Raw genomic sequence first — 19,065 nt, 5'->3', positions numbered from 1 at the left:
GCCACACAGCCGGAGCACGGGTGATCGCGGGGGCGGGCTCGGGGCCCGTGCCGCCCGCCCGCCCACGGACAACAATCCCGCCATCCGGGACGCCGCCCCTTAACGGTCGGGATGTGGCGAACTACGCTGGGTTTACGAATGCCGCGCGCCTATGCCGCGACGCGGCGGCCGTCTGTGTGTCGAGGGGTGGCGCATGTCCAGAGAGCAACGCGGGCCGAACGAAAAGCTCGGCACGGTTCTCGCCCTCGCGGGAATCAGCAACGCCGGCCTTGCCCGGCGGGTCAACGACCTCGGAGCGCAGCGCGGTCTGACACTTCGTTACGACAAGACGTCGGTGGCGCGGTGGGTGTCGAAGGGGATGGTTCCGCAGGGTGCGGCGCCCCATCTCATCGCCTCCGCCATCGGGTCGAAACTGGGACGCCCCGTCCCACTCCATGAGATCGGCCTGGCGGACGCGGATCCGGCCCCCGAGGTCGGGCTCGCCTTCCCGCGCGACGTGGGCGAGGCGGTGCGCACGGCGACGGAGCTGTACCGGCTGGATCTGGCGGGCCGCCGGGCGGGCAGCGGTGGCATCTGGCAGTCGCTGGCCGGATCCTTCGCAGTGAGCGCTTACGCGACGCCCGCCTCCCGGTGGCTGATAACACCCGCCGACTCCTCGGTCGCCCGGGACGCGGAGGTGGCTGAGGCGGCGCGAACGGCGCACGGCGGGGGCGCACCGGGCGCGGGCGGACAGGTCCCGGAGGCGGCCGGGGACGTCTCGCCGCTGCGGGTGGGCCACAGCGATGTGGCCAAGCTGCGGGAGGCGGCGTCCGACGCGCGGCGCTGGGACTCCAAGTACGGCGGTGGCGACTGGCGTTCCTCGATGGTCCCGGAGTGCCTCCGGGTGGACGCGGCCCCGCTGCTGCTCGGCGCGTACAGCGACGAGGTGGGCCGGGGACTCTTCGGGGCCACCGCCGAACTGACCAGGCTGGCCGGCTGGATGGCCTTCGACACCGGACAGCAGGAGGCGGCGCAGCGCTACTACATCCAGGCGCTGCGCCTGGCGCGCGCGGCGGCCGATGTCCCGCTCGGCGGCTACGTCCTGGCCTCGATGTCGCTCCAGGCGACCTACCGGGGGTTCGCGGACGAGGGGGTGGATCTCGCCCAGGCGGCGCTGGAGCGCAATCGCGGCCTCGCCACGGCCCGCACCATGAGCTTCTTCCGGCTGGTGGAGGCGCGCGCGCACGCGAAGGCGGGCGACGCGGTGGCGGCCGGAGCCGCGCTGAAGGCGGCGGAGGGGTGGCTGGAGCGCTCCCGGGAGGGCGACGCCGACCCGTCCTGGCTGGGCTTCTACTCGTACGACCGGTTCGCTGCCGACGCCGCCGAGTGCTACCGGGACCTGAAGGCGCCCCGGCAGGTGCGGCGCTTCACGGAGCAGGCGCTGTCGCGGCCGACGGAGGAGTTCGTGCGCTCGCACGGCCTGAGGCTGGTGGTGAGCGCGGTCGCCGAGCTGGAGTCGGGCAATCTGGACGCGGCGTGCGCGGCGGGCACCCGCGCGGTGGAGGTGGCGGGGCGGATCTCGTCGGCGCGGACGACCGAGTACGTACGGGATCTGCTGCACCGGCTGGAGCCGTACGGCGACGAGCCGAGGGTGGTGGAGTTGCGGGAGCGGGCGAGACCGCTGCTGGTCGCACCGGTGTAGGGCCGCGCGCCGGTGTCACCCGGTCCGTCGAACCACACTCCGGCGGACCGGCGACGCTTCACGGGTTCAGGCGCGCTGTCAGCGGGCCGGTGCACTATCGGCCGGTGCACTATCGGTGTGGGAGGTGGCGCGCGATGCGTGGACGCGTGGGATTCGACTGCGAGGTGCTGGTGATCGGCGGCGGGATCGTCGGTCTGTCGACGGCGTACGCGATCACGCGCGCGGCCCCCGGCACGCGGGTCGTGGTGCTGGAGAAGGAGCGGGGCCCCGCGCGCCACCAGACGGGCCGCAACAGCGGGGTGATCCACAGCGGCGTCTACTACCGCCCCGGCTCGCTCAAGGCGCGGTACGCGGTGCGGGGATCGGCCGAGATGGTCAAGTTCTGCGCGGAGTACGGCATCCCGCACAAGATCACCGGCAAACTGATCGTGGCGACCCGGCGGGACGAACTCCCGCGCCTGCACGCCCTGGTCCAGCGCGGCCGGGAGAACGGGATTCCGGTGCGGGAGCTGGGCCCCGCGCAGATCCAGGAGTACGAGCCGCAGGTGCGGGGCATCGCGGCGATCCAGGTCGGCACGACCGGCGTCTGCGACTTCGGGGCGGTCGCGGAGCAGCTCGCGGAGTCGGCGGAGGCGGCGGGCACGTCCGTCCGGTACGGCGCGGAGGTCACGGTCGTCGACCGCCGCCCGTGGGGCGTCGCGGTGCGCACGGCGTCCGGTGAGGTGGTCAGGGCGCGGGCCCTGGTGAACTGCGCCGGGCTCCAGTGCGACCGGGTGGCACGGCTGACGGGCGACGACCCGGGCATCCGGATCGTGCCCTTCCGGGGCGAGTACTACGAACTGGCCAGACCCGCGCTCGTCCGGGGACTGGTCTACCCGGTACCCGACCCGGCCTTCCCGTTCCTGGGCGTGCATCTGACCCGGGGCGTCGACGGCAGCGTCCATGTCGGGCCCAACGCGGTCCCCGCGCTCGCCCGCGAGGGGTACGCGTGGTCCGTCGTACGCCCCGCGGAGCTGGCCTCCACGCTGAGCTGGCCCGGTTCCTGGCGGACGGCACGCAAGCACTGGCGTTACGGCGCGGGCGAGCTGCGCCGCTCCCTGTCGAAGCGGGCCTTCGCGACGGCCGTACGGCGGCTGCTGCCCGCCGTGACGGACGCGGACCTGCGGCCGGCCCCGGCGGGTGTACGGGCCCAGGCGGTGCTGCGCGACGGCACCCTGGCCGACGACTTCCTGATCCGGCGGGCCCCGCGCACCGTCCACGTCCTCAACGCCCCGTCCCCGGCGGCGACGGCGTCCCTGCCCATCGGCCGTGAGGTGGCGCGGCGGGCACTCGCGGTGCTGGCGGAGAGCTGATCCGGGGGCCGTCCCGGCCGGAAGCGCCGCGCGCTCCGTAGAATCGGGGGCATTGTGGCCGAGCGCGAGAAGACCGAGATGACCGAGATGGCGGAGATGACCGAGATGGTGGAGGGCCGCACCATCGGCGATGCGGAGAGCCGCGCCCCGGGCGCGGCCGGGAACCGCACCCCGCACGCGGCCGAGGACCGCGCCCTGAGCCGGATGTTCCCCGACGGGACCGGCCCGGCGGCCGACCCCGCCGGGTCGCATTTCGAGCGGCGCATCCGCAGCTTCCAGCCGCGCCGGAGCCGGGTCACCACCGGCCAGGCCGACGCGCTGCGGCGCATGTGGGCGGCCTGGGGCATGGACATCGACGGGCAGCGCGTCGTCGACCTGGACGAGATGTTCGGCGGCCTTCCGGTCGTACTGGAGATCGGGTTCGGCATGGGCGAGGCGACCGCGCGCATGGCGGCCGACGACCCCGCCACCGGGATCCTCGCCGTCGACGTGCACACCCCCGGCCAGGGCAATCTGCTCCGGCTCGCGGAGGCGAACGGGCTGTCCAACATCCGGGTCGCCAACGGTGACGCGATCATCCTGCTCCGCGAGATGCTGCCCGCCGGCTCCCTCGACGGGCTGCGCGTCTACTTCCCCGACCCCTGGCCCAAGAAGCGGCATCACAAGCGGCGGCTGATCCAGCCGGAGTTCCTCACCCTGGCCGCCGCCCGGCTGAAGCCCGGAGCCGTGGTGCACTGCGCCACCGACTGGGAGCCGTACGCCGAGCAGATGCTGGAGGAGCTCACGGCGCACCCCGGCTTCGAGAACACCCAGCAGGATGGCGGTTACGCGCCTCGTCCCGGCTTCCGGCCGCTGACCCGCTTCGAGGGGCAGGGGCTGGACAAGGGGCATGTGGTGCATGACCTGCTGTTCCGCCGGGTGCCGGAGCCGAGCTGACCGGGAGGCGACCGGCCCGCGACAACCAGGAGTAGCGGCACCGGCACCATCGCCAGTGTCGGTGTCCGTCGTTAGGGTCAGTGCGTGTCACAACCGCGCCCGCAGGGCCCCGACCCGCAGCGTCCCGACCCGCAGCGTCCCGGCGCGCATCCGGCGATCCCCGACTACGAGCGACAGCGGCGGCTCGGTCATCTGTGGGGCGCCGTGCCGGAGCCTGCCCGCAGGCGCTACCGGCCGCGCCGTGCGTTCTGGCGCAGCAGGGCGGTCCGGGCGGCGGCCGTGATCACGCTCCTCGCCCTCTGCGGACTGGTGATCCTCGCGCTCGTCCGGGACGAGACCGGCACCCGGGGCTTCGTGGTCGGCCTCGGCCTCGCGGTCCTCCCGGTGCCGCTGCTCATGGGGGCGTTCCGCTGGCTGGACCGGGTCGAGCCCGGCCCGTGGCGGAATCTGCTGTTCGCGTTCGCCTGGGGTGCCTGCGCCGCCGCCCTCATCGCGATCATCGCGAACTCCTTCGCGACGGAGTGGATAGCCACCGCCACCGCCGATCCGGCCGACGCGGAGTCCCTCGGCGCCACCGTGATAGCCCCGATCGTCGAGGAGAGCGCCAAGGGCGCGGCGGTCCTGCTGCTCTTCCTGTTCCGCAGGAGGGACTTCACCGGGCTCGTCGACGGGGTCGTGGTGGCGGGCTTCACCGCGACCGGCTTCGCGTTCACCGAGAACATCCTCTATCTCGGGAACGCCTTCGGCGAGGACCAGCACTTCGGCCGGGCCGGCATCGAGTCCGTCACCGCCGCGACGTTCTTCCTACGGGTGGTGATGGCGCCGTTCGCGCATCCGCTGTTCACCGTGCTGACGGGCATCGGCTTCGGACTGGCGGCGATGGCGGCCCGCCGCCAGAGGATCCGCCGGTACGTTCTCCCGCCGCTCGGCCTGGTCCTCGCGATGGGCATGCACGCGCTGTGGAACGGCTCGGCGTCGCTGTTCGGGCCGTTCGGCTTCTACCTGGTGTACGCGGTGTTCATGGTCCCGGTCTTCGGCCTGCTGACCTGGCTGGCGATCTCCACCCGCCAGCGCGAGCTGCGCGCGATCTCGGCCGAGCTGCCCGCGTACGCGGCGGCCGGCTGGCTGCCCGGCTCCGCCGCGTACGCGCTGTCCTCGATGCGGGCGCGCGGCATGGCGCGGGACTTCGCGAGCCGCACGTACGGCCCCGAGGCGGCCCGGGCGGTCGGCGAGTACGAGGCGTTCGCGACGTCCCTGGCGTTTCTGCGCCACCGGGCCCAGCGCGGCGTGGTGGGCCCTGACTTCGTCGAGCGCGAGCAGGAGCTGCTGCACCATCTGTGGCAGCGCAAGGAGATAGCCGGGCCCGCGCTGACCTATGCGGCGCGGGCCACGGGCCGGGTACGGGTGCCGCCGCCGTACATCGACTACGACGGCTACAACCCGTACCGGCAGTACTAGGTCCTGCTCGTCAGAGCCGGACCCCGGAGGAGCCGGACCTCGTAAGAGCCGGACCAGGTCCCGCTCGTCGGAGCCGCTCCTCGCCTCACACGACGTGTCAGGCGGACGCGGCGGTCAGTTCCGCCAGCTCGTCCGCCGTCAGCTCCAGTTCGGTGGCGGCCAGCAGCGCGGGCAGTTGCTCGGGCGTCCTGGCGGAGGCGAGCGGCGCCACGACGGTCGGCTGCGCCGCCAGCCAGGCCAGCGCGACGGTCGCGACCTCGGCGCCCCGCGCCCCGGCGATCCGGTCCAGCGCGGCGAGGACCTGGGGACCACGCTCGTCGTCCAGGTACTTGCCCGCCCCCTCGGCACGCGCGCTGTCGACGGTCGTCCCGGGGCGGTACTTGCCGGTGAGGAAACCGGAGGCGAGGGCGAAGTACGGCACGGCGGAGAGACCGTGCCGGGCCGCGACGTCCTGGAGCTCGCCCTCGTACGTGTCCCGCGAGACCAGGTTGTAGTGCGGCTGGAGTGCGACGTAGCGGGCCAGCCCCTCGCGCTCGGAGAACTCGACCGAGGCGGTGAGCCGCTCCGGGCTGATGTTGGAGGCGGCGATCGCGCGGACCTTGCCGTCCCGGACCAGCTGGTCAAGGGCGGTGATGATCTCCTCGACCGGGACACCCGGGTCGTCGAAGTGCGTGTAGTACAGGTCGATGTAGTCCGTACGGAGCCGGCGCAGCGACTCCTCGGCGGCGGCCCTGATGGTGTCCCCCGCGAGGCCCTGGTACCGCGGGTGGCTGCCGACCTTCGTGGCGATCAGTACGTCGGAGCGGTTGCCGCGCGAGGCCATCCAGTCGCCGAGGACCGTCTCGGACTCGCCGCCCTCGTGGCCCTCCACCCAGGAGGAGTACGTGTCGGCGGTGTCGACGAAGTTGCCGCCCGCGGCGGCGTACCCGTCCAGCACGGCGAAGGACTGCGCCTCGTCGGCGGTCCAGCCGAAGACGTTGCCGCCGAGGGCGAGTGGGAAGACCTGAAGATCGGAGGAGCCCAGCTTGCGAAGATCAGTCATGAGTTGATCAACGCCCGCCCGGACCGGCCCTATTCCGCCCGGCCGTCACGGCATCCGTCCGGCCGTCACGGCAGGGGGAAAGCCGTCGGCTCCGGTGTCCGGAGGTGGACGCCGGAGCCGTCAGGGCTGTCAGGGCTGTCAGGGGGTGAGTCCCTTGCTCTTAGGGGGTGAGCCCCTTGTCGCGCAGCCAGGCCGTCGGGTCGATGCCCGTACCGCCCGGCGTGTGGACTTCGAGGTGCAGGTGCGGGCCTGTCACGTTGCCGGTCGCGCCGACGCGGCCGATGACCTCGCCCGTGGTGACCTGCTGCCCGGCGCTGACGGTCATCGAGGACTGGTGGCAGTACCAGATCTCCGTACCGTCATCCAGCTCCAGGACCGTGCGGTAGCCGTAGGAGCCCGACCAGCCGGCCGACGTGACCGTGCCGCTGTGCACGGCCTTGACCGGCGTGCCCGTCGGTGCGGCGAAGTCCAGGCCCGTGTGGTACCCGGAGGACCACATGGAGCCGGCCTCGCCGAAGGTGGAGGTGATCGTGTACGAGGAGGTCGGGAGGACGTAGCTCAGGGCCAGCTTGGCCAGTCGCTCCGCCTCGGCCTTGGCCTTGGCTTCGGCCTCCGCCTTCTTCTTCGCGGCCTCGGCCTTCTTCTCGGCGTCGGTCTGCTGTTGCTTGGCCTCGGCGGCGGCCTTCTCCGCGGCGGCCGTCTCGGCGGCCGACTTCCGCAGTGCGTCGGCCTCGGCCTGCTGCTGGTCGGCCTGCTGGAGGATCCGGGCGCGCAGGGCCTCGCCCGCGTCGGTGGCGCCCTGCTCGGCGTCGGCGCTGGTGATACCCGCCGTGGTGAGCGGGGCGGCGGCGAGCGGGGTGTCCGGTTCGGCGTCGTGGGCCATCAGCGCGCCCATGCCGGGCAGCGACGCGGCGTCCGGAAGGTGGTTGGTGATCGTGTCGGGCAGGGAGATCGAGACCGCGGGCTTGTCCTGCGCGGTGGCCATGCCGCCCGCGCCGACGGCGGCGAAGACGCCGACCCCGAGGACCGTGGAGCTGCGGGCGATTCCGTTGCGGGCTATGCCGCCGCGCTTGGCGACGCGGTGTCTGCCGCGTACGGGGCGGAGGGACTCCTCGGTGGGGTTCCACTCCCCCACCTGCCGGTCCGTCTCGTTGCCGAAAGGCGGAGTTTCGAAAGAATATGTTTCGAAGGGTGCTTCGGGGGCAGGCTGGTTGGACGCCACGCGGGCGCTCTCCTTTCCTTCCTTCTCGCCTACCGGGTTAGCTGACGGGTTCGGAGCAGGAAGGTCTCCTACGAGCGCACGCCGCGCAGGGCAGCGAAAAGCACCCGATTCACCCCAATTGTTGGTTCCCCGGTTCCCTTGCGGGATTCGGCGCATGCGCGCGGCGCCGTCCGACGACGGCAGGGACGACCGCGCTGCGTTATCGAACGTTAATAGAGAGTCGGGCCTTATTCCAAGCCATTCCCGATGATCATTAACAACTTCGCATCGGACATACCCGGATATTCACGAAGGAAAGTGGACGAGTCGAAAGCCCCTCGCTCTCCTCGTCCCCTCTGACGGTGTGTCATATGTTATGCGGAGGGAGAGCCGATCATTACCGACGGTGGCGGGGCGCCAGAGGCATCAGAGCCGCAAGCGGCCCCCGGGCCGTCGGGCCTGAAGGGGCCCGGCATCAGGCGCGGCGCCCCTCGTCCGGCTCAGCGCCCCTCGCCAGGAGTCGGGCCCCGTCAGGCGCAGGGCCCCGTCAGGCGCGTCACGGGATGACAGGCGCGATGGGGGTGGCGGGCGCGGGCGCGACGGTCGGCATGCCGGGCCGCTCCCGCCGCCCCTCGTCGGGCCTGCTGACCGCCAGCAGCGCCATGTCGTCCTGATTACCGCCGCCCGTGTGCAGGCGTACGTCGTCGATCAGCTCCTGCAGCAGTTCGTCGGGCCCCTGGAAGGTCTGCCCGGTGAGCCGCTCACGCGGGAGGTAGAAGACCCCCTGACTGTTGCGCGCCTCGGTGAGCCCGTCCGTGTAGAAGAGCAGCGTCGAACCGCTGGGGTACTCGGCCTGCTCCGCCCGGTCCGGCCACGCCCCCAGTTCGCTCATCCCGAGCGGCAGGGCTGCATTGGTCGGTGCCAGCATCCGCACATCCCCGTCGCCGGTCATCATCAGCGGCTCGGGGTGCCCCCGGTTCACCAGCCGTACGACACCCTCGCCGTACGGGATCTCCGCGAGCACGGCGGTCGTGAACCCCTCGAAGGCGTCCAGCCCGTCGCGGCGCGTCCCCTCACGGGTCAGGGCACGCTCCAGCCGCTGCGCGACCCCTTCGAGCGAACTCTCCTGCTCGGCCGCCTCCCGGAACGTCCCGATGAGGACGGCCACCGCTTCGACGGCCTCAAGCCCCTTCCCCCGTACGTCCCCGACCACCAGGCGCACCCCGTACGGCGTGTCCTGGACGGCGAACAGGTCACCGCCGATGAACGCGCCCTCCTGCGCCGCCTCGTACCGCGCGGCGACCCGCAGCCCGCCGATCCGCTCGGCGGGTCTGGGCAGCACAGCGCGCTGCGCGGTCTCGGCGATGATGCGCGCGGAGGCGAGTCTCGCGCCGCTGCGGCGTACGACCCCGTTGATGAAGATCGCGAGAACGGAGACGATCACCACCGTGAGCAGCTCGGTGAGCGATTCGGCTCTTCCCAGCGCGTTGTTGTAGACCTCGACGCCCAATTCCGCGGCGAGCGAGACCGAGGCGACCAGGATCGTCCCCAGCAGGGGATAGAACGGCGCGGCGACGAGCGGCGCGGCGGCGAAGAGTGGTGCGGCGGTGAAACGGGCCGGGGTCGCGAAGTCGAAGATCAGCCCGGCGAGGATCAGCACGACGGGCAGATAGAGCACCATCCGCCGCCCACCGGGGCGCGGCCCTCGGCCGGGATTGCGGCCCGCCCCGCCGCCGGCCCAGAAGCCCGGGCCGAAGTCCGCGCCGCCGCCGGCCCAGAAGTCGGCGCCGAAGTCCACGCCGCCGACCCGTCTGCCCCGGCCACCGCCGAGCCAGAATCCGGCCTCCTGATCGGCCCGCCGGCTCCTGCTGCCGTCGTCGGTCTCTCTGGTCTTCCTCAGCTTCCCCACCAGTGGTCTCCTGCCGGTCCGCTTCGGCTGCGGACGGTGCCGCGCCCTGTCCAGGCTGGCCGATGCCGCTCCGGGCGGCGACTTGCCATCGGCCGAATGGGCTACGGGGCGGGTCCGTGGGCCGGCCCCTCGGGGGGTCCCGGACGGGCTCCTCCCGCGAGTCCCTCGGCAGGTCGATGACCAGTAGGTCAGTCGGTGAGGCGGCGCTCGGCGTACACCTCCAGGGTGTCCCGCACGAGGACAGCCGTTCCTACACCGTACTGGTCATAGACACTGACGAACCTGTTGTCATCCACATAAACCTTCCCAATTCTGACAACATACGACTTCGCGACCGGCGATGTCGCCGAGAGCCACGCGCAGTGGCGCTCCGCGACGGCCTGCGCCTCATCACCGCCGGCGGGCAGAACCCGGCCTCCTGCGTCCGGCCCCGGTCGCGGGCGATGGAGTCGTGACGGTCGTGGAATTCCCGCTGCTCACGCTTGCTCAGCGCACGCCACCAGCGGTCGCCCTTCGCGTACGCGTCCTTGCCCCCACCGCTGGGTCACCTCCCGCTCGTACGGGGTGGGGTCGAAGCCGTCGAGCACTTCCCCGGCCATGCGGCCATGAGTTCCTCTCCCGTCGCGGTCTTGTGCGGAGTGGTCCGTACGGACGCGATGAGCCGTCCGATGCGCTCACGCACCCGCTCCAGCAGCCGCAGGTGCGTACGCAGGGCGGCGGCCGTGTCCTGCTGGCCGTCGAGGATCCCGGCGATGGCGGGCAGCCCGAGGCCGAGCTCCCGCGGCAGCAGGATCCGCCGCAGCCGGACCACGGCGTGCTGGTCGTCGTAGCGGTGGCCGTTGGCACCGGTCCCGCCCGGCTCCAGCAGGACCGGCGCGGACTCGGGAAGCGTGCGCGCGATCCGCCGTTACGCGGTGTCAAGGCACTGCCCCGGTACGGCAGCCCTGAGGGCGGACGACAGCGACGGGCGCGAGCGAACATGACGAAGGCCCGGATCCTTCAAGGATCCGGGCCTTCGTTCTCTTCTTCAGTAGCGGGGACAGGATTTGAACCTGCGACCTCTGGGTTATGAGCCCAGCGAGCTACCGAGCTGCTCCACCCCGCGTCGTTGAACTCAACTCTACGTCATCCCGAGCGTCCTCATGACCACTCCGGGGGCCGCGGTCTAGGCGGCTTCGACGACATCGGCCCGCACCGCTGCGGCCCACTCCACCAGAAGCCGCTGATAACGCTCCTGCTCGGCGGGCGACAGCGCGCCGCCGGCCCGCCCCCACAGGGCGCGGATGTCCGCGTTGACGGCCACGGCGGACCGCACGGGCTCACCCGCGCGCGCCCCGGCGGAAGAGGCAGGGGCAGAGGCGGAGGCAGAAGACGCCGAAGAAACTAAAGGCCTGGAAGAAAGGGACGAGGAAACGGACATGGGGGTAAGGCTACGGCCAGCCACTGACAGTCGGCGGAGCGTGTCCCCCTACGCTTACACCGGTGATCGAAACCATCGTGTTCGACGTCGGGGAGACCCTCATCCGCGACGACCGGTACTGGGCTTCCTGGGCCGACTGGCTGGGGATTCCCCGGCACACCATCTCCGCCCTCGTAGGCGCCGCCACCGCCCAGGACAAGGACAGCGCCGAGGCGCTCCGGCTCATCAAGCCCGGCATGGACGTGGGCGAGGCGTACCGGGCCAGAGAGGTGGCGGGCCGCGGTGAGCACCTCGACGAGTCCGATCTCTACCCCGACGTACGGCCCGCCCTCGCGGGGCTGCGGGCCCTCGGCGTCCGTGTCGTCCTCGCGGGCAACCAGACCGTCAAGGCCGGCGAACTGCTGCGCGGGCTGGACCTGCCCGTCGATCTTGTCGCCACCTCCGGCGAATGGGGTGTCGCCAAGCCGTCCCCGGAGTTCTTCGGCCGCGTCGTCGAGGTGGCGCGGACCGCGCCCGAGCGGACGGTGTACGTCGGCGATCATCCCGCGTACGACCTGTTCCCCGCCCGGCGGGCGGGCCTGCGCACCGCTCACCTGCGGCGCGGCCCCTGGGGCTACCTCTGGGCGGACGACCCGGAGGTGGTCGCGGCGGCGGACTGGCGGATCGACGGGCTGACGCAGCTCACGTCGATCGTGGCGGACTGAACGCCGGGCCCTCGGAGCACGTCGTCACCCGGGCCCTCGGAGCGCGTCGTCAGCCGCGTCCTCGGGGTACGTTTCCGCACCGCTCGTTCACTCCGCGCCGTATTCGTGCGCGGGGCCTCCCTGCCACTCCACCCAGACCGGGTCGTCGATCAGCTCCCAGGCGTCGGGCAACCCTGCCTGACGCAGAAATTCGATCAGATGGTCGTCCGAATGGGCGAGCCCCATGATCCGCCCACGGACCGTGACCCGCCGCCCGCCCGTCCCGGACGCCCGGTGTACGACGATCGGTGCCTCATTCATAGGCCCCAGCCTGCGACGATCCGCCGCGCTCCGCAGCCTCGGGACGCCACACGAGTGCGGGGGCACCGCCCATTCGTCCGTGGCGGTGCCCCCGCACTTCCGCGCGGCGCGGGTCGAGACGGATCAGCCGATCAGCCGCCGACGTACCAGCTGAACCCGCCCGAGGAGGCGGCCACAGCGAGCAGGACGACGAAGAGAACGAGATCGATGATGCCCAGAGTGATACCGGCCTTCGCCATTCCCGCACCGCCCTTGGTGGCCGAATGCCGCAGCCCGACCGCGCCCAGGACAATGGCCACGGGCCCGAGAATCACGTTGAATACAAAGAGTCCGATGATTCCGCAGACAAGGCTCGCGATCGCCAGGCCATTCGTGCGCGACCGGGCGGGTGCGGAGGAATTTCCGTAACTCGTCATCACATTCTCCCGTCGTGCTGTTGACGTCGTTGATTCCACTCATGCCGTTGATGCCGCTGAGGATTCCGCTGGTGATTCTTCGCTCCATCGTGTTCCCCCGCCGCGCCCTCCCATTCCCCGGAGAATTCGGAGCGCCCGCCGGACTGGCGTTCCGGGCGAGCGGGCGCACACTGGAGACGCACGCTCCGGTGTGCCGGTGACGGGGCTCACCGCAACCACGGGCGCTGTCCGCCGACGGTCCCTGGACACGCTCGTGACCAGGAGGAACCGCCGTGGAATTCGATGTGACCGTGGAGATCCCCCAGGGATCCCGCAACAAGTACGAGATGGACCATGAGGCGGGACGGATCCGGCTGGACCGGACCCTGTTCACCGCCACCCGCTATCCGGCCGACTACGGCTATATCGACGGGACTCTGGGCCGGGACGGTGATCCGCTGGACGCCCTTGTGCTGGTCGGGGAGCACACGTTCCCGGGGTGTGTGATCCGGTGCCGGGCGATCGGGATGTTCGTCATGACCGATGAGAAGGGGCCGGACGAAAAGGTGCTGTGCGTCCCGGCGCACGACCCGCGTAACGCCGGCCTTCAAGATCTCGACGACGTCCCTGTCTTCGACATACGGGAGATCACCCACTTCTTCGAGGTCTACAAGGAACTGGAGCCCGGCAAATCCGTGGAGGGCTCCCATTGGGAGGGCCGCGGTCAGGCGTACGCGGAGATCGACGCCTCCCGGTCCCGCGTCGGCGAGGAAGGCTGATGCCGATGCTGCGTATCGCGCGCCTGCACGCCATCGAGATCCTCGACTCCCGCGCCCGCCCCACCCTCGCCGTCACCCTGACCACGGACAGCGGTCTGCGGATCCGCGCCGGTGTCCCGTCCGGGGCGTCCACCGGTGCCAGGGAAGCGGTCGAACTGCGCGACGGTGACCCCGGGCGTTTCGCCGGACAGGGCGTGCTGCGGGCGGTCGCTCACGTCAACACCGCGATCGCGCAGGCGCTCGTCGGCCAGCGCTTCGCGTCGGTCACGGAACTGGACGCGGCGCTGATCGACCTGGACGGGACTCCCGACAAGTCACGCCTGGGCGCCAACGCCGTCATCGGCGTCTCGCTCGCCGCCGCCCGCGCGGAAGCGGCCCAGTACGACCGCGAACTGTGGCAGCACATCGCCGCGCTCTCCGGCGCGGACCCCCTGCTGCCGGTGCCGCACTTCAATGTCGTCAACGGTGGCGTGCACGCCGCCAACGGCCTGGACTTCCAGGAGTTCATGCTCGCCCCGCTCGGCGCCCCCGGCCTCCCGGAGGCCGTACGAGCCGGCTCCGAGGTCTACGCCCGGCTCAAGGCCCGACTCGCCGCCGGCGGGTACGCGGTCGGCCTGGGCGACGAGGGCGGCTTCGCCCCCGCCATCGACCGCCCCGAAGACGTCCTGCGGGAACTGGTGGCCGCCATCACGGACGCCGGCTACACCCCCGGCCGTGACGGCGTGGCCATCGCGCTGGACCCGGCGGCCAGTGAATTCCGAACCGAGGACGGCCGATACCGGCTCGCGGGCGAGGACCTGACCACCGATCAACTCATCGACCGGTACGAAGAGATCACCGAACGCTTCCCCGTGTGGTCCATCGAGGACGGCCTGGGCGAGGACGACCGGGAGGGCTGGGCACAGCTGACCGAACGGCTCGGGGAACGGATCCAGGTGATGGGCGACGACATCTTCGTCACCAACCCGGCGATCATCTCCGAAGCGATCGAGAAGGACATCGGGAACTCCGCGCTGATCAAGGTCAACCAGATCGGTACGGTCACCGAAACCCTCGAAGCCGTCCGGGTCTGCCGGGAAGCCGGCTACACCCAGATGGTCTCGCACCGCTCCGGGGAGACCGAGGACACCTTCATCGCCGACCTCGCCGCCGGAGCGGGCTGCGGGCAGATCAAGTCCGGCGCCCCGGCCCGTGGCGAACGCGTCGCCAAGTACAACCGGCTCCTGGAGATCGCCGACGCGTGGCCGGAGCTGCCCTTCGGACTCGCCGCGAGGTGACGCGAGGCCATCAGGTGCGCGGTCCCCGTCAGCCCACAACGTCAGCCCCAGAACGTCAGCCCACAGCCACGGCCCCCAGCGCCACAGCCCCAGCCTCAGCCCGACAGCGTCTCGGCGACGGCGACGCCCACGAAGGCCGCGCCCAGCCCGGCCACCACACTGGCGACGACATTGGCCGCGGCGTAGAACCTGGCGCCGTCCTCGGCCAGCCGGAGCGTCTCGTAACTGAAGGTGGAGTACGTCGTCAGCGCCCCGCACAGCCCGGTGCCGACGAACAGCCGCACCTGGGAGGGTGCCGCCCCGGCCGTGGCCGAGCCCGTCACCAGCCCGAGGATCAGGCAGCCCACCACATTGACAGCGAACGTCCCCCACGGGAAGAGGGAGTCGTGCCGCCGCTGCACGGCCCGGTCCGTCAGATAGCGCAGCGGGGCACCGATCGCCGCCCCGACAAGGACCAGCAGCCAGTTCACCGCTTTCCTCCCCGGCCCGCGTAACGGATGAACGCGCACTCGTCCTGGATCACCGGCCCCTCGGTCACCGGTCGGCTTCGCCGAACTCCGGCGGGACGGCACGGACGCGTTCCTCATCATCCACGATCACGGCGGCCACCGGCAGGTCCCGCTCGCTCGCTTCAGAGCCCCGGCGCCCCGTGGCGCGCGTACTGGTCGAGCAGTTTGGTGCGCGCCACCTCAAGGCGGCGGGCGAGGATTTCGGCGATGTAGCGGGTCAGCATGAAGCCCAGCACCGGATCGTTCTCGCACAGCGCCCGGACCGCCGTTCCGTCGAATTCGTGGGCTCGTACCGGGCTGAACGCCTCCGCGCCGAAGTGCCACTCGTGCGGGGGAAACAGCCAGGACCAGCCCAGCAGGTCCCCGATACCGAGGTACTCGACCGTCACGCGTCGCCGTCCCGGCACGTTCAGATCGAGTGCGACAGCCCCCGAGCGGATGACCCAGAACCGGTCCGCCGAGGCCCCTTCCTCGAAGATCCTGGTGTCCTGGGGGAAAACGACATCCCGCGCCAGCTCCATCAGCGTGTCGCGGTGGGCGGCGGGAAGCACGGTCAGTGAACGCGTTGCGGAAGTCATGGCAGGGAACCTCCTTGCCGAGGGTCCCAAGGGCACCACCGGCTCAGATGTCTACGTAGTTGGGCAGATCGCCATATATCGATCGTATCTCCGTGACGCGATTTCCCTCCGGCCCGCCCGCCTCCGGCACCTCACGCCCCCGGCCCGCCCGCCTTCGCCTCGCCCACCTCCGGCACCTCACGCCTTCCGCGCCTCACGCCGGTCACCCCTTCGGCGCCTGCCGACCCCGCTGAGCCTTCCGGTGCTCCGGGCCCGGCGCGAAGGCACCGGCGCTCAGCACGGAGAGCAGCATCCATCCGGCGGCGTAGAGGAACCCGGCGGTCGGCGAGACGGCGGTGTACAGGGCTCCGACGACGACGGTGGCGACGACATCACCGACCGCCTGTACGGCCCCGAGAAGGCCGAATCCGCTCCCGCGCAGCCGGTCCGGCAGAAGCTGGGCGACCAGCGCGGATTCCGCGGTCTCGGCGCAGCCGATACCGGCCCCCGCGAGGGCGAAGAAGATCAGCAGCGCCCACCAGGAGTGGGAGCCCGCCGCGAACCCGGCGTACGCCAGCACATAGAGGGCCGATCCGGCGGCGAAGACGACGCGTGGCCCCGCCCGGTCGATCCAGTGGCCGCCGGTGTAGGCGATGACCGCGCCGACCGCGTTGTGCGCCGCGTAGATGAGGATGGCCAGCGACGCCGCGGCGGCGGCCGAACGGCCGGCCGTGTGCAGGAGCTGCGTGGCCCGCAGGATCAGCAGCGTGACGGCGAGATTGCCGAATTCGAAGAGCAGGATCGGCAGCATGGGCCGGAGCAGTCCCGCGCCCCGCATCCCGGCGAAGTGCAGCCGGATCGGTTCCCGGCCGCCGTCGGCGTGCAGGCGGCGGGCCTCGCGGGCCGCGACGGTGATCGTGACGGCGGCCAGGATGCCGGGGATGAAGGCGAACCAGATCGCCGGCCGGATACCCAGCCAGGCCACCAGACCGGCGGCCGCCAGTGGGCCGGCCACCGCGCCGAGGTTGTCCCCGGCGCGCTCCAGGCCGTACGCCCGCCCGTAGGCGCGGGGCGGGACCAGGGACGCGAGCAGCGTGTCCTTGGCCGGGGACCGCAGCCCCCGGGACGCCCAGGCGAGAGCGCGCAACACCCCCACCTGCCAGACCGCCGTGGCGAAACCGATGGCTCCGGTCGCGATGGCTGTCCCCAGGTAGCCGCCGCTCGCCATCCGGCGCCGCCGTCGCGGGTCGTTGGCGAGCGGGCCGCCGATCAGCTTGGTGACACCGGTCAGCGCGTCGCTGATGCCTTCGATCAGACCGAGCGAGGCGGCGGAGCCGTGCAGGACGCCGGTCACGAAGCTGGGGAGGACGGCGGTGGCGACCTCGTGGCCGGCGTCGGAGAGGAGACTGGTCACGCCGACGCTGCCCACCCCGACGGTCAGCCACGGCCCGTCCCCGTCCGGGCGAGGCGGCCCGTCCGGGGCCGGAGTGAGATGCGCGGGCCCAGGATCCTCAGGCACGAGTCCGTCCCCCTGCCGGGTCTGGCGGTCACGGAAGACGCCATCATCCGCGACGGACACCTCCGCCGGCGCCGGGGCACGCCGCACCGGCCCTCAGGTACTGATGGCCGGTCATCCGCAGCTGTCGGCGGTCAGCGGCGGTCAGCGGTCGACGGCGCTTCAGGGGCGGTCAGCGATCGACGGCGTCGGCGGCCGGCGCGAAAGCGGTCCGGCCGCCTCTCCGGACGCCTCTCCCGTTTCTCCGGATGCGGCGCGGTGGCGGAGCGGGCAATGTTTGTTCGGTGGGCCCGCAGCCGAGAGCGCAGTTGATCCCCGTCGGTGTCGTCGCGCTGGCGGTGCTGATGGATCTGGTCACTCCGACCGAGGTGACGTTCGCACCGCTGCTCCTGGTCGCGCCCGTGGTGGCCGCTCCCCTGCTGCCGCCGGCCCTCATCGCCCTGGTCGGCCTCACCGCGATGACGTTCCACGCCTTCCTCACCTATCTGGACGGCACCTTCGGCTGGCAGAGCGGGCTGGCGAGCCAGCTCTCCATCGCGGCCGTCACCGCGCTGGCCATCGGCATCAACCGGGCCTTTCAGCTACGGGACACCAAGACCCTGCGCGCCCGGGAGGTCGCGGCGGTCGCCCAGGGCGCCGTCCTGCCCACCCCACCCTCCAGCCTCGGCTCCCTGCGCATCGCCGCACGGTACGTCCCCGCCGAGGACGAGGCCCTGATCGGCGGCGACCTGTACGTCGTACAGGACACCCCGCACGGCACGCGCCTGATGGTCGGTGACGTCCGGGGCAAGGGGCTCGGAGCGGTGGCGGCGGTCTCCGTCGACATCGGGGCCTTCCGGTACGCGGCCGACGAGGCGCCCGACCTCCACCACCTCGTGCACTCCCTGGAGCTGGCTCTGCTGCGGGAGGGGGAGCGCCGGGCGAACGTGGACGAGCAGGAGGGCTTCACCACCGCGCTCATCGTGGAGTTCCCCCCGGACCAGGACATCGTGCGCGTCGTCAACCGCGGCCACCCGCCGCCCCTGCTGCTCGGCGCGCGAGGGACGGTCACCCCGCTGGAGCCGTCGGAAGAGGCTCCGCCCCTGGGCATGACCACTCTGGGCACCTGGGCCTCGCCCGTCGACACCTTCCCGTTCCCACCGGGGTCGACGCTCCTCTGCTACACAGACGGAATCACCGAGGCCCGGGACGCCACCGGCTCCTTCTACGACCCCGTCGACCGGCTGCCCCGGCTGGTGCAGCACCGCGCCCTCGGCAAGGCCCGCCCGCTCACCCCCGAGCAGATCCTGGACGCGCTGATCCACGACGTCGCCCGCCACAGCGGCGGCATCCCCCAGGACGACCAGGCCCTCCTCGCACTGCACCGTCCGGCCGCTCTGCCGCGCGAGACCCGGCAGGAGAGGCCCGGCACGACGACAGCGCCCTGACCGGTGAAAGCTGGTCAGGGCGCTGCGTAACAGACCGGAGGGGACATTCCCTCCCCACGTGCGGTAGGCCGTGTGGGACTCGAACCCACAACCAACGGATTAAAAGTCCGCTGCTCTGCCAATTGAGCTAACGGCCCTCGGCACAACACCCATGAGCATAGCCCGCCGGGGGCGGTGCGCCGATCGGGTATCCGGTCGTGGGGATGTCGCGCGGCGGCGGGGGCGGGGGATCGGGGGATGCGACAGGGCCCGTGCACCACCTGGAGGGTGGTGCACGGGCCCTGGTGAAGCGTCAGATCACTTCGGTGTCAGCGGCGGGTCAGCCGTTGCGCTTCCAGCGCGGCTTGTCGTCGCGGCGGCCGAAGGAGCCGGTGCCGGTGCCGCTGGTGCCACCACGGTGGTCGTCGCGGCGGACGAACGGACGGTCGTGGCCGCCGGCGCGGAAGCCGCCGCCCGTGGCCGGGCGGTCGTCGCGGCGGTCGCGGTTGAACGGACGGTCGGTGCCCCGGTCGTCCCGGCGGAAGCCGCCGGTGGGACGGTCGTCGCGACGCTGGAAACCACCACGGTCGCCGCCACGGTCGCCGCCACGGTCATCACGACGG

General features: G+C 71.8%; 17 protein-coding genes, 2 tRNA genes, 2 pseudogenes and 1 riboswitch. Of the genes and pseudogenes, 8 read left to right on the top strand and 13 right to left on the bottom strand.

The genetic code is table 11. The annotated features are described in order from the left end of the window. Positions 1 to 193 precede the first annotated feature (193 nt). The 4 genes from ACIBAE_RS24040 (at position 194) to ACIBAE_RS24025 (ending at position 5,427) form a co-directional block, all read left to right on the top strand. Positions 194 to 1,681 (top strand): MFS transporter, encoded by a 1,488-nt coding sequence (locus tag ACIBAE_RS24040; protein WP_399289105.1) that lies wholly within the window; start codon positions 194 to 196, stop codon positions 1,679 to 1,681. A 134-nt stretch (positions 1,682 to 1,815) separates the two neighbouring features. After that, on the top strand, positions 1,816 to 3,033 hold the full coding sequence (gene lhgO, locus ACIBAE_RS24035) for an L-2-hydroxyglutarate oxidase (protein ID WP_399289103.1): 1,218 nt from the start codon (positions 1,816 to 1,818) through the stop codon (positions 3,031 to 3,033). Positions 3,034 to 3,237: 204 nt separating this feature from the next. Beyond that, positions 3,238 to 3,969 carry a tRNA (guanosine(46)-N7)-methyltransferase TrmB gene (gene trmB, locus ACIBAE_RS24030; RefSeq protein ID WP_399289138.1) on the top strand — a complete coding sequence of 244 codons (732 nt, stop codon included), beginning with the start codon at positions 3,238 to 3,240 and terminating at the stop codon, positions 3,967 to 3,969. An 84-nt stretch (positions 3,970 to 4,053) separates the two neighbouring features. After that, a complete protein-coding gene (locus ACIBAE_RS24025; protein WP_399289101.1) occupies positions 4,054 to 5,427 on the top strand; it encodes a PrsW family intramembrane metalloprotease in 1,374 nt (457 codons plus the stop codon). Between the two features lie 97 nt (positions 5,428 to 5,524). Here ACIBAE_RS24025 and ACIBAE_RS24020 read toward each other — a convergent pair whose 3' ends face one another. From ACIBAE_RS24020 to ACIBAE_RS23995, 6 genes and pseudogenes are all read right to left on the bottom strand, one after another. After that, a complete protein-coding gene (locus ACIBAE_RS24020) occupies positions 5,525 to 6,469 on the bottom strand; it encodes an aldo/keto reductase (RefSeq protein WP_399289099.1) in 945 nt (314 codons plus the stop codon). Positions 6,470 to 6,629: 160 nt separating this feature from the next. Then, positions 6,630 to 7,691 (bottom strand): M23 family metallopeptidase, encoded by a 1,062-nt coding sequence (locus ACIBAE_RS24015; RefSeq protein ID WP_399289097.1) that lies wholly within the window; start codon positions 7,689 to 7,691, stop codon positions 6,630 to 6,632. Positions 7,692 to 7,702: 11 nt separating this feature from the next. Beyond that, a riboswitch (cyclic di-AMP (ydaO/yuaA leader) is annotated at positions 7,703 to 7,854 on the bottom strand. A 372-nt stretch (positions 7,855 to 8,226) separates the two neighbouring features. Beyond that, the gene (locus tag ACIBAE_RS24010) at positions 8,227 to 9,351 is read right to left on the bottom strand and encodes a PP2C family protein-serine/threonine phosphatase (RefSeq protein ID WP_399289136.1); all 1,125 of its coding nucleotides are present in this window, start codon (positions 9,349 to 9,351) and stop codon (positions 8,227 to 8,229) included. 416 nt (positions 9,352 to 9,767) lie between these two features. Then, positions 9,768 to 10,480: pseudogene (locus tag ACIBAE_RS24005) on the bottom strand (TipAS antibiotic-recognition domain-containing protein). A 130-nt stretch (positions 10,481 to 10,610) separates the two neighbouring features. Continuing rightward, a tRNA-Met gene (locus ACIBAE_RS24000) sits at positions 10,611 to 10,684 on the bottom strand. A gap of 60 nt (positions 10,685 to 10,744) precedes the next feature. Further along, positions 10,745 to 10,894, bottom strand: a complete 150-nt coding sequence (locus ACIBAE_RS23995) for a hypothetical protein (protein WP_399289095.1) — start codon at positions 10,892 to 10,894, stop codon at positions 10,745 to 10,747. 170 nt (positions 10,895 to 11,064) lie between these two features. On the opposite strand from ACIBAE_RS23995, the gene ACIBAE_RS23990 reads away from it, so the two are divergent. After that, the gene (locus ACIBAE_RS23990) at positions 11,065 to 11,703 is read left to right on the top strand and encodes an HAD family hydrolase (protein ID WP_399289134.1); all 639 of its coding nucleotides are present in this window, start codon (positions 11,065 to 11,067) and stop codon (positions 11,701 to 11,703) included. An 87-nt stretch (positions 11,704 to 11,790) separates the two neighbouring features. Here the strand turns inward: ACIBAE_RS23990 and ACIBAE_RS23985 are convergent, their stop codons facing one another. Continuing rightward, the gene (locus tag ACIBAE_RS23985) at positions 11,791 to 12,003 is read right to left on the bottom strand and encodes a hypothetical protein (protein ID WP_399289093.1); all 213 of its coding nucleotides are present in this window, start codon (positions 12,001 to 12,003) and stop codon (positions 11,791 to 11,793) included. A gap of 131 nt (positions 12,004 to 12,134) precedes the next feature. After that, complete coding sequence (locus ACIBAE_RS23980) at positions 12,135 to 12,419, bottom strand: DUF4190 domain-containing protein (protein WP_399289091.1); 285 nt, start codon at positions 12,417 to 12,419, stop codon at positions 12,135 to 12,137. 272 nt (positions 12,420 to 12,691) lie between these two features. Here ACIBAE_RS23980 and ACIBAE_RS23975 point away from each other — a divergent pair, with 272 nt between their 5' ends. Together ACIBAE_RS23975 and eno are read left to right on the top strand one after the other, a co-directional pair. After that, entirely contained in the window at positions 12,692 to 13,177 is a 486-nt protein-coding gene (locus ACIBAE_RS23975; RefSeq protein ID WP_399289090.1) for an inorganic diphosphatase, read from the top strand. 5 nt (positions 13,178 to 13,182) lie between these two features. Beyond that, positions 13,183 to 14,454: a phosphopyruvate hydratase gene (gene eno, locus ACIBAE_RS23970; RefSeq protein ID WP_399289131.1), complete on the top strand. Its 1,272-nt coding sequence runs from the start codon at positions 13,183 to 13,185 to the stop codon at positions 14,452 to 14,454. 95 nt (positions 14,455 to 14,549) lie between these two features. On the opposite strand, the gene crcB is transcribed toward eno, so the two are convergent. The 3 genes from crcB to ACIBAE_RS23955 form a co-directional block, all read right to left on the bottom strand. Further along, positions 14,550 to 14,924: a fluoride efflux transporter CrcB gene (gene crcB, locus ACIBAE_RS23965; RefSeq protein WP_399289088.1), complete on the bottom strand. Its 375-nt coding sequence runs from the start codon at positions 14,922 to 14,924 to the stop codon at positions 14,550 to 14,552. Between the two features lie 161 nt (positions 14,925 to 15,085). Further along, positions 15,086 to 15,541 (bottom strand): cyclic nucleotide-binding domain-containing protein, encoded by a 456-nt coding sequence (locus ACIBAE_RS23960; RefSeq protein WP_399289086.1) that lies wholly within the window; start codon positions 15,539 to 15,541, stop codon positions 15,086 to 15,088. Positions 15,542 to 15,743: 202 nt separating this feature from the next. Continuing rightward, positions 15,744 to 17,039 carry an MFS transporter gene (locus tag ACIBAE_RS23955; RefSeq protein ID WP_399289084.1) on the bottom strand — a complete coding sequence of 432 codons (1,296 nt, stop codon included), beginning with the start codon at positions 17,037 to 17,039 and terminating at the stop codon, positions 15,744 to 15,746. A 245-nt stretch (positions 17,040 to 17,284) separates the two neighbouring features. Here ACIBAE_RS23955 and ACIBAE_RS23950 point away from each other — a divergent pair, with 245 nt between their 5' ends. Then, positions 17,285 to 18,463: a PP2C family protein-serine/threonine phosphatase gene (locus ACIBAE_RS23950; RefSeq protein WP_399289082.1), complete on the top strand. Its 1,179-nt coding sequence runs from the start codon at positions 17,285 to 17,287 to the stop codon at positions 18,461 to 18,463. 64 nt (positions 18,464 to 18,527) lie between these two features. Here the strand turns inward: ACIBAE_RS23950 and ACIBAE_RS23945 are convergent. Then, a tRNA-Lys gene (locus ACIBAE_RS23945) sits at positions 18,528 to 18,600 on the bottom strand. A gap of 182 nt (positions 18,601 to 18,782) precedes the next feature. Then, a pseudogene (locus tag ACIBAE_RS23940) lies at positions 18,783 to 19,065 on the bottom strand (RNA helicase); the annotation flags it as partial.

The organism is Streptomyces sp. NPDC051569 (assembly GCF_044454085.1).
In the GTDB taxonomy this organism is placed as follows: Bacteria; Actinomycetota; Actinomycetes; order Streptomycetales; family Streptomycetaceae; genus Streptomyces.
This window is presented reverse-complemented; position numbering and strand designations above follow the sequence as displayed.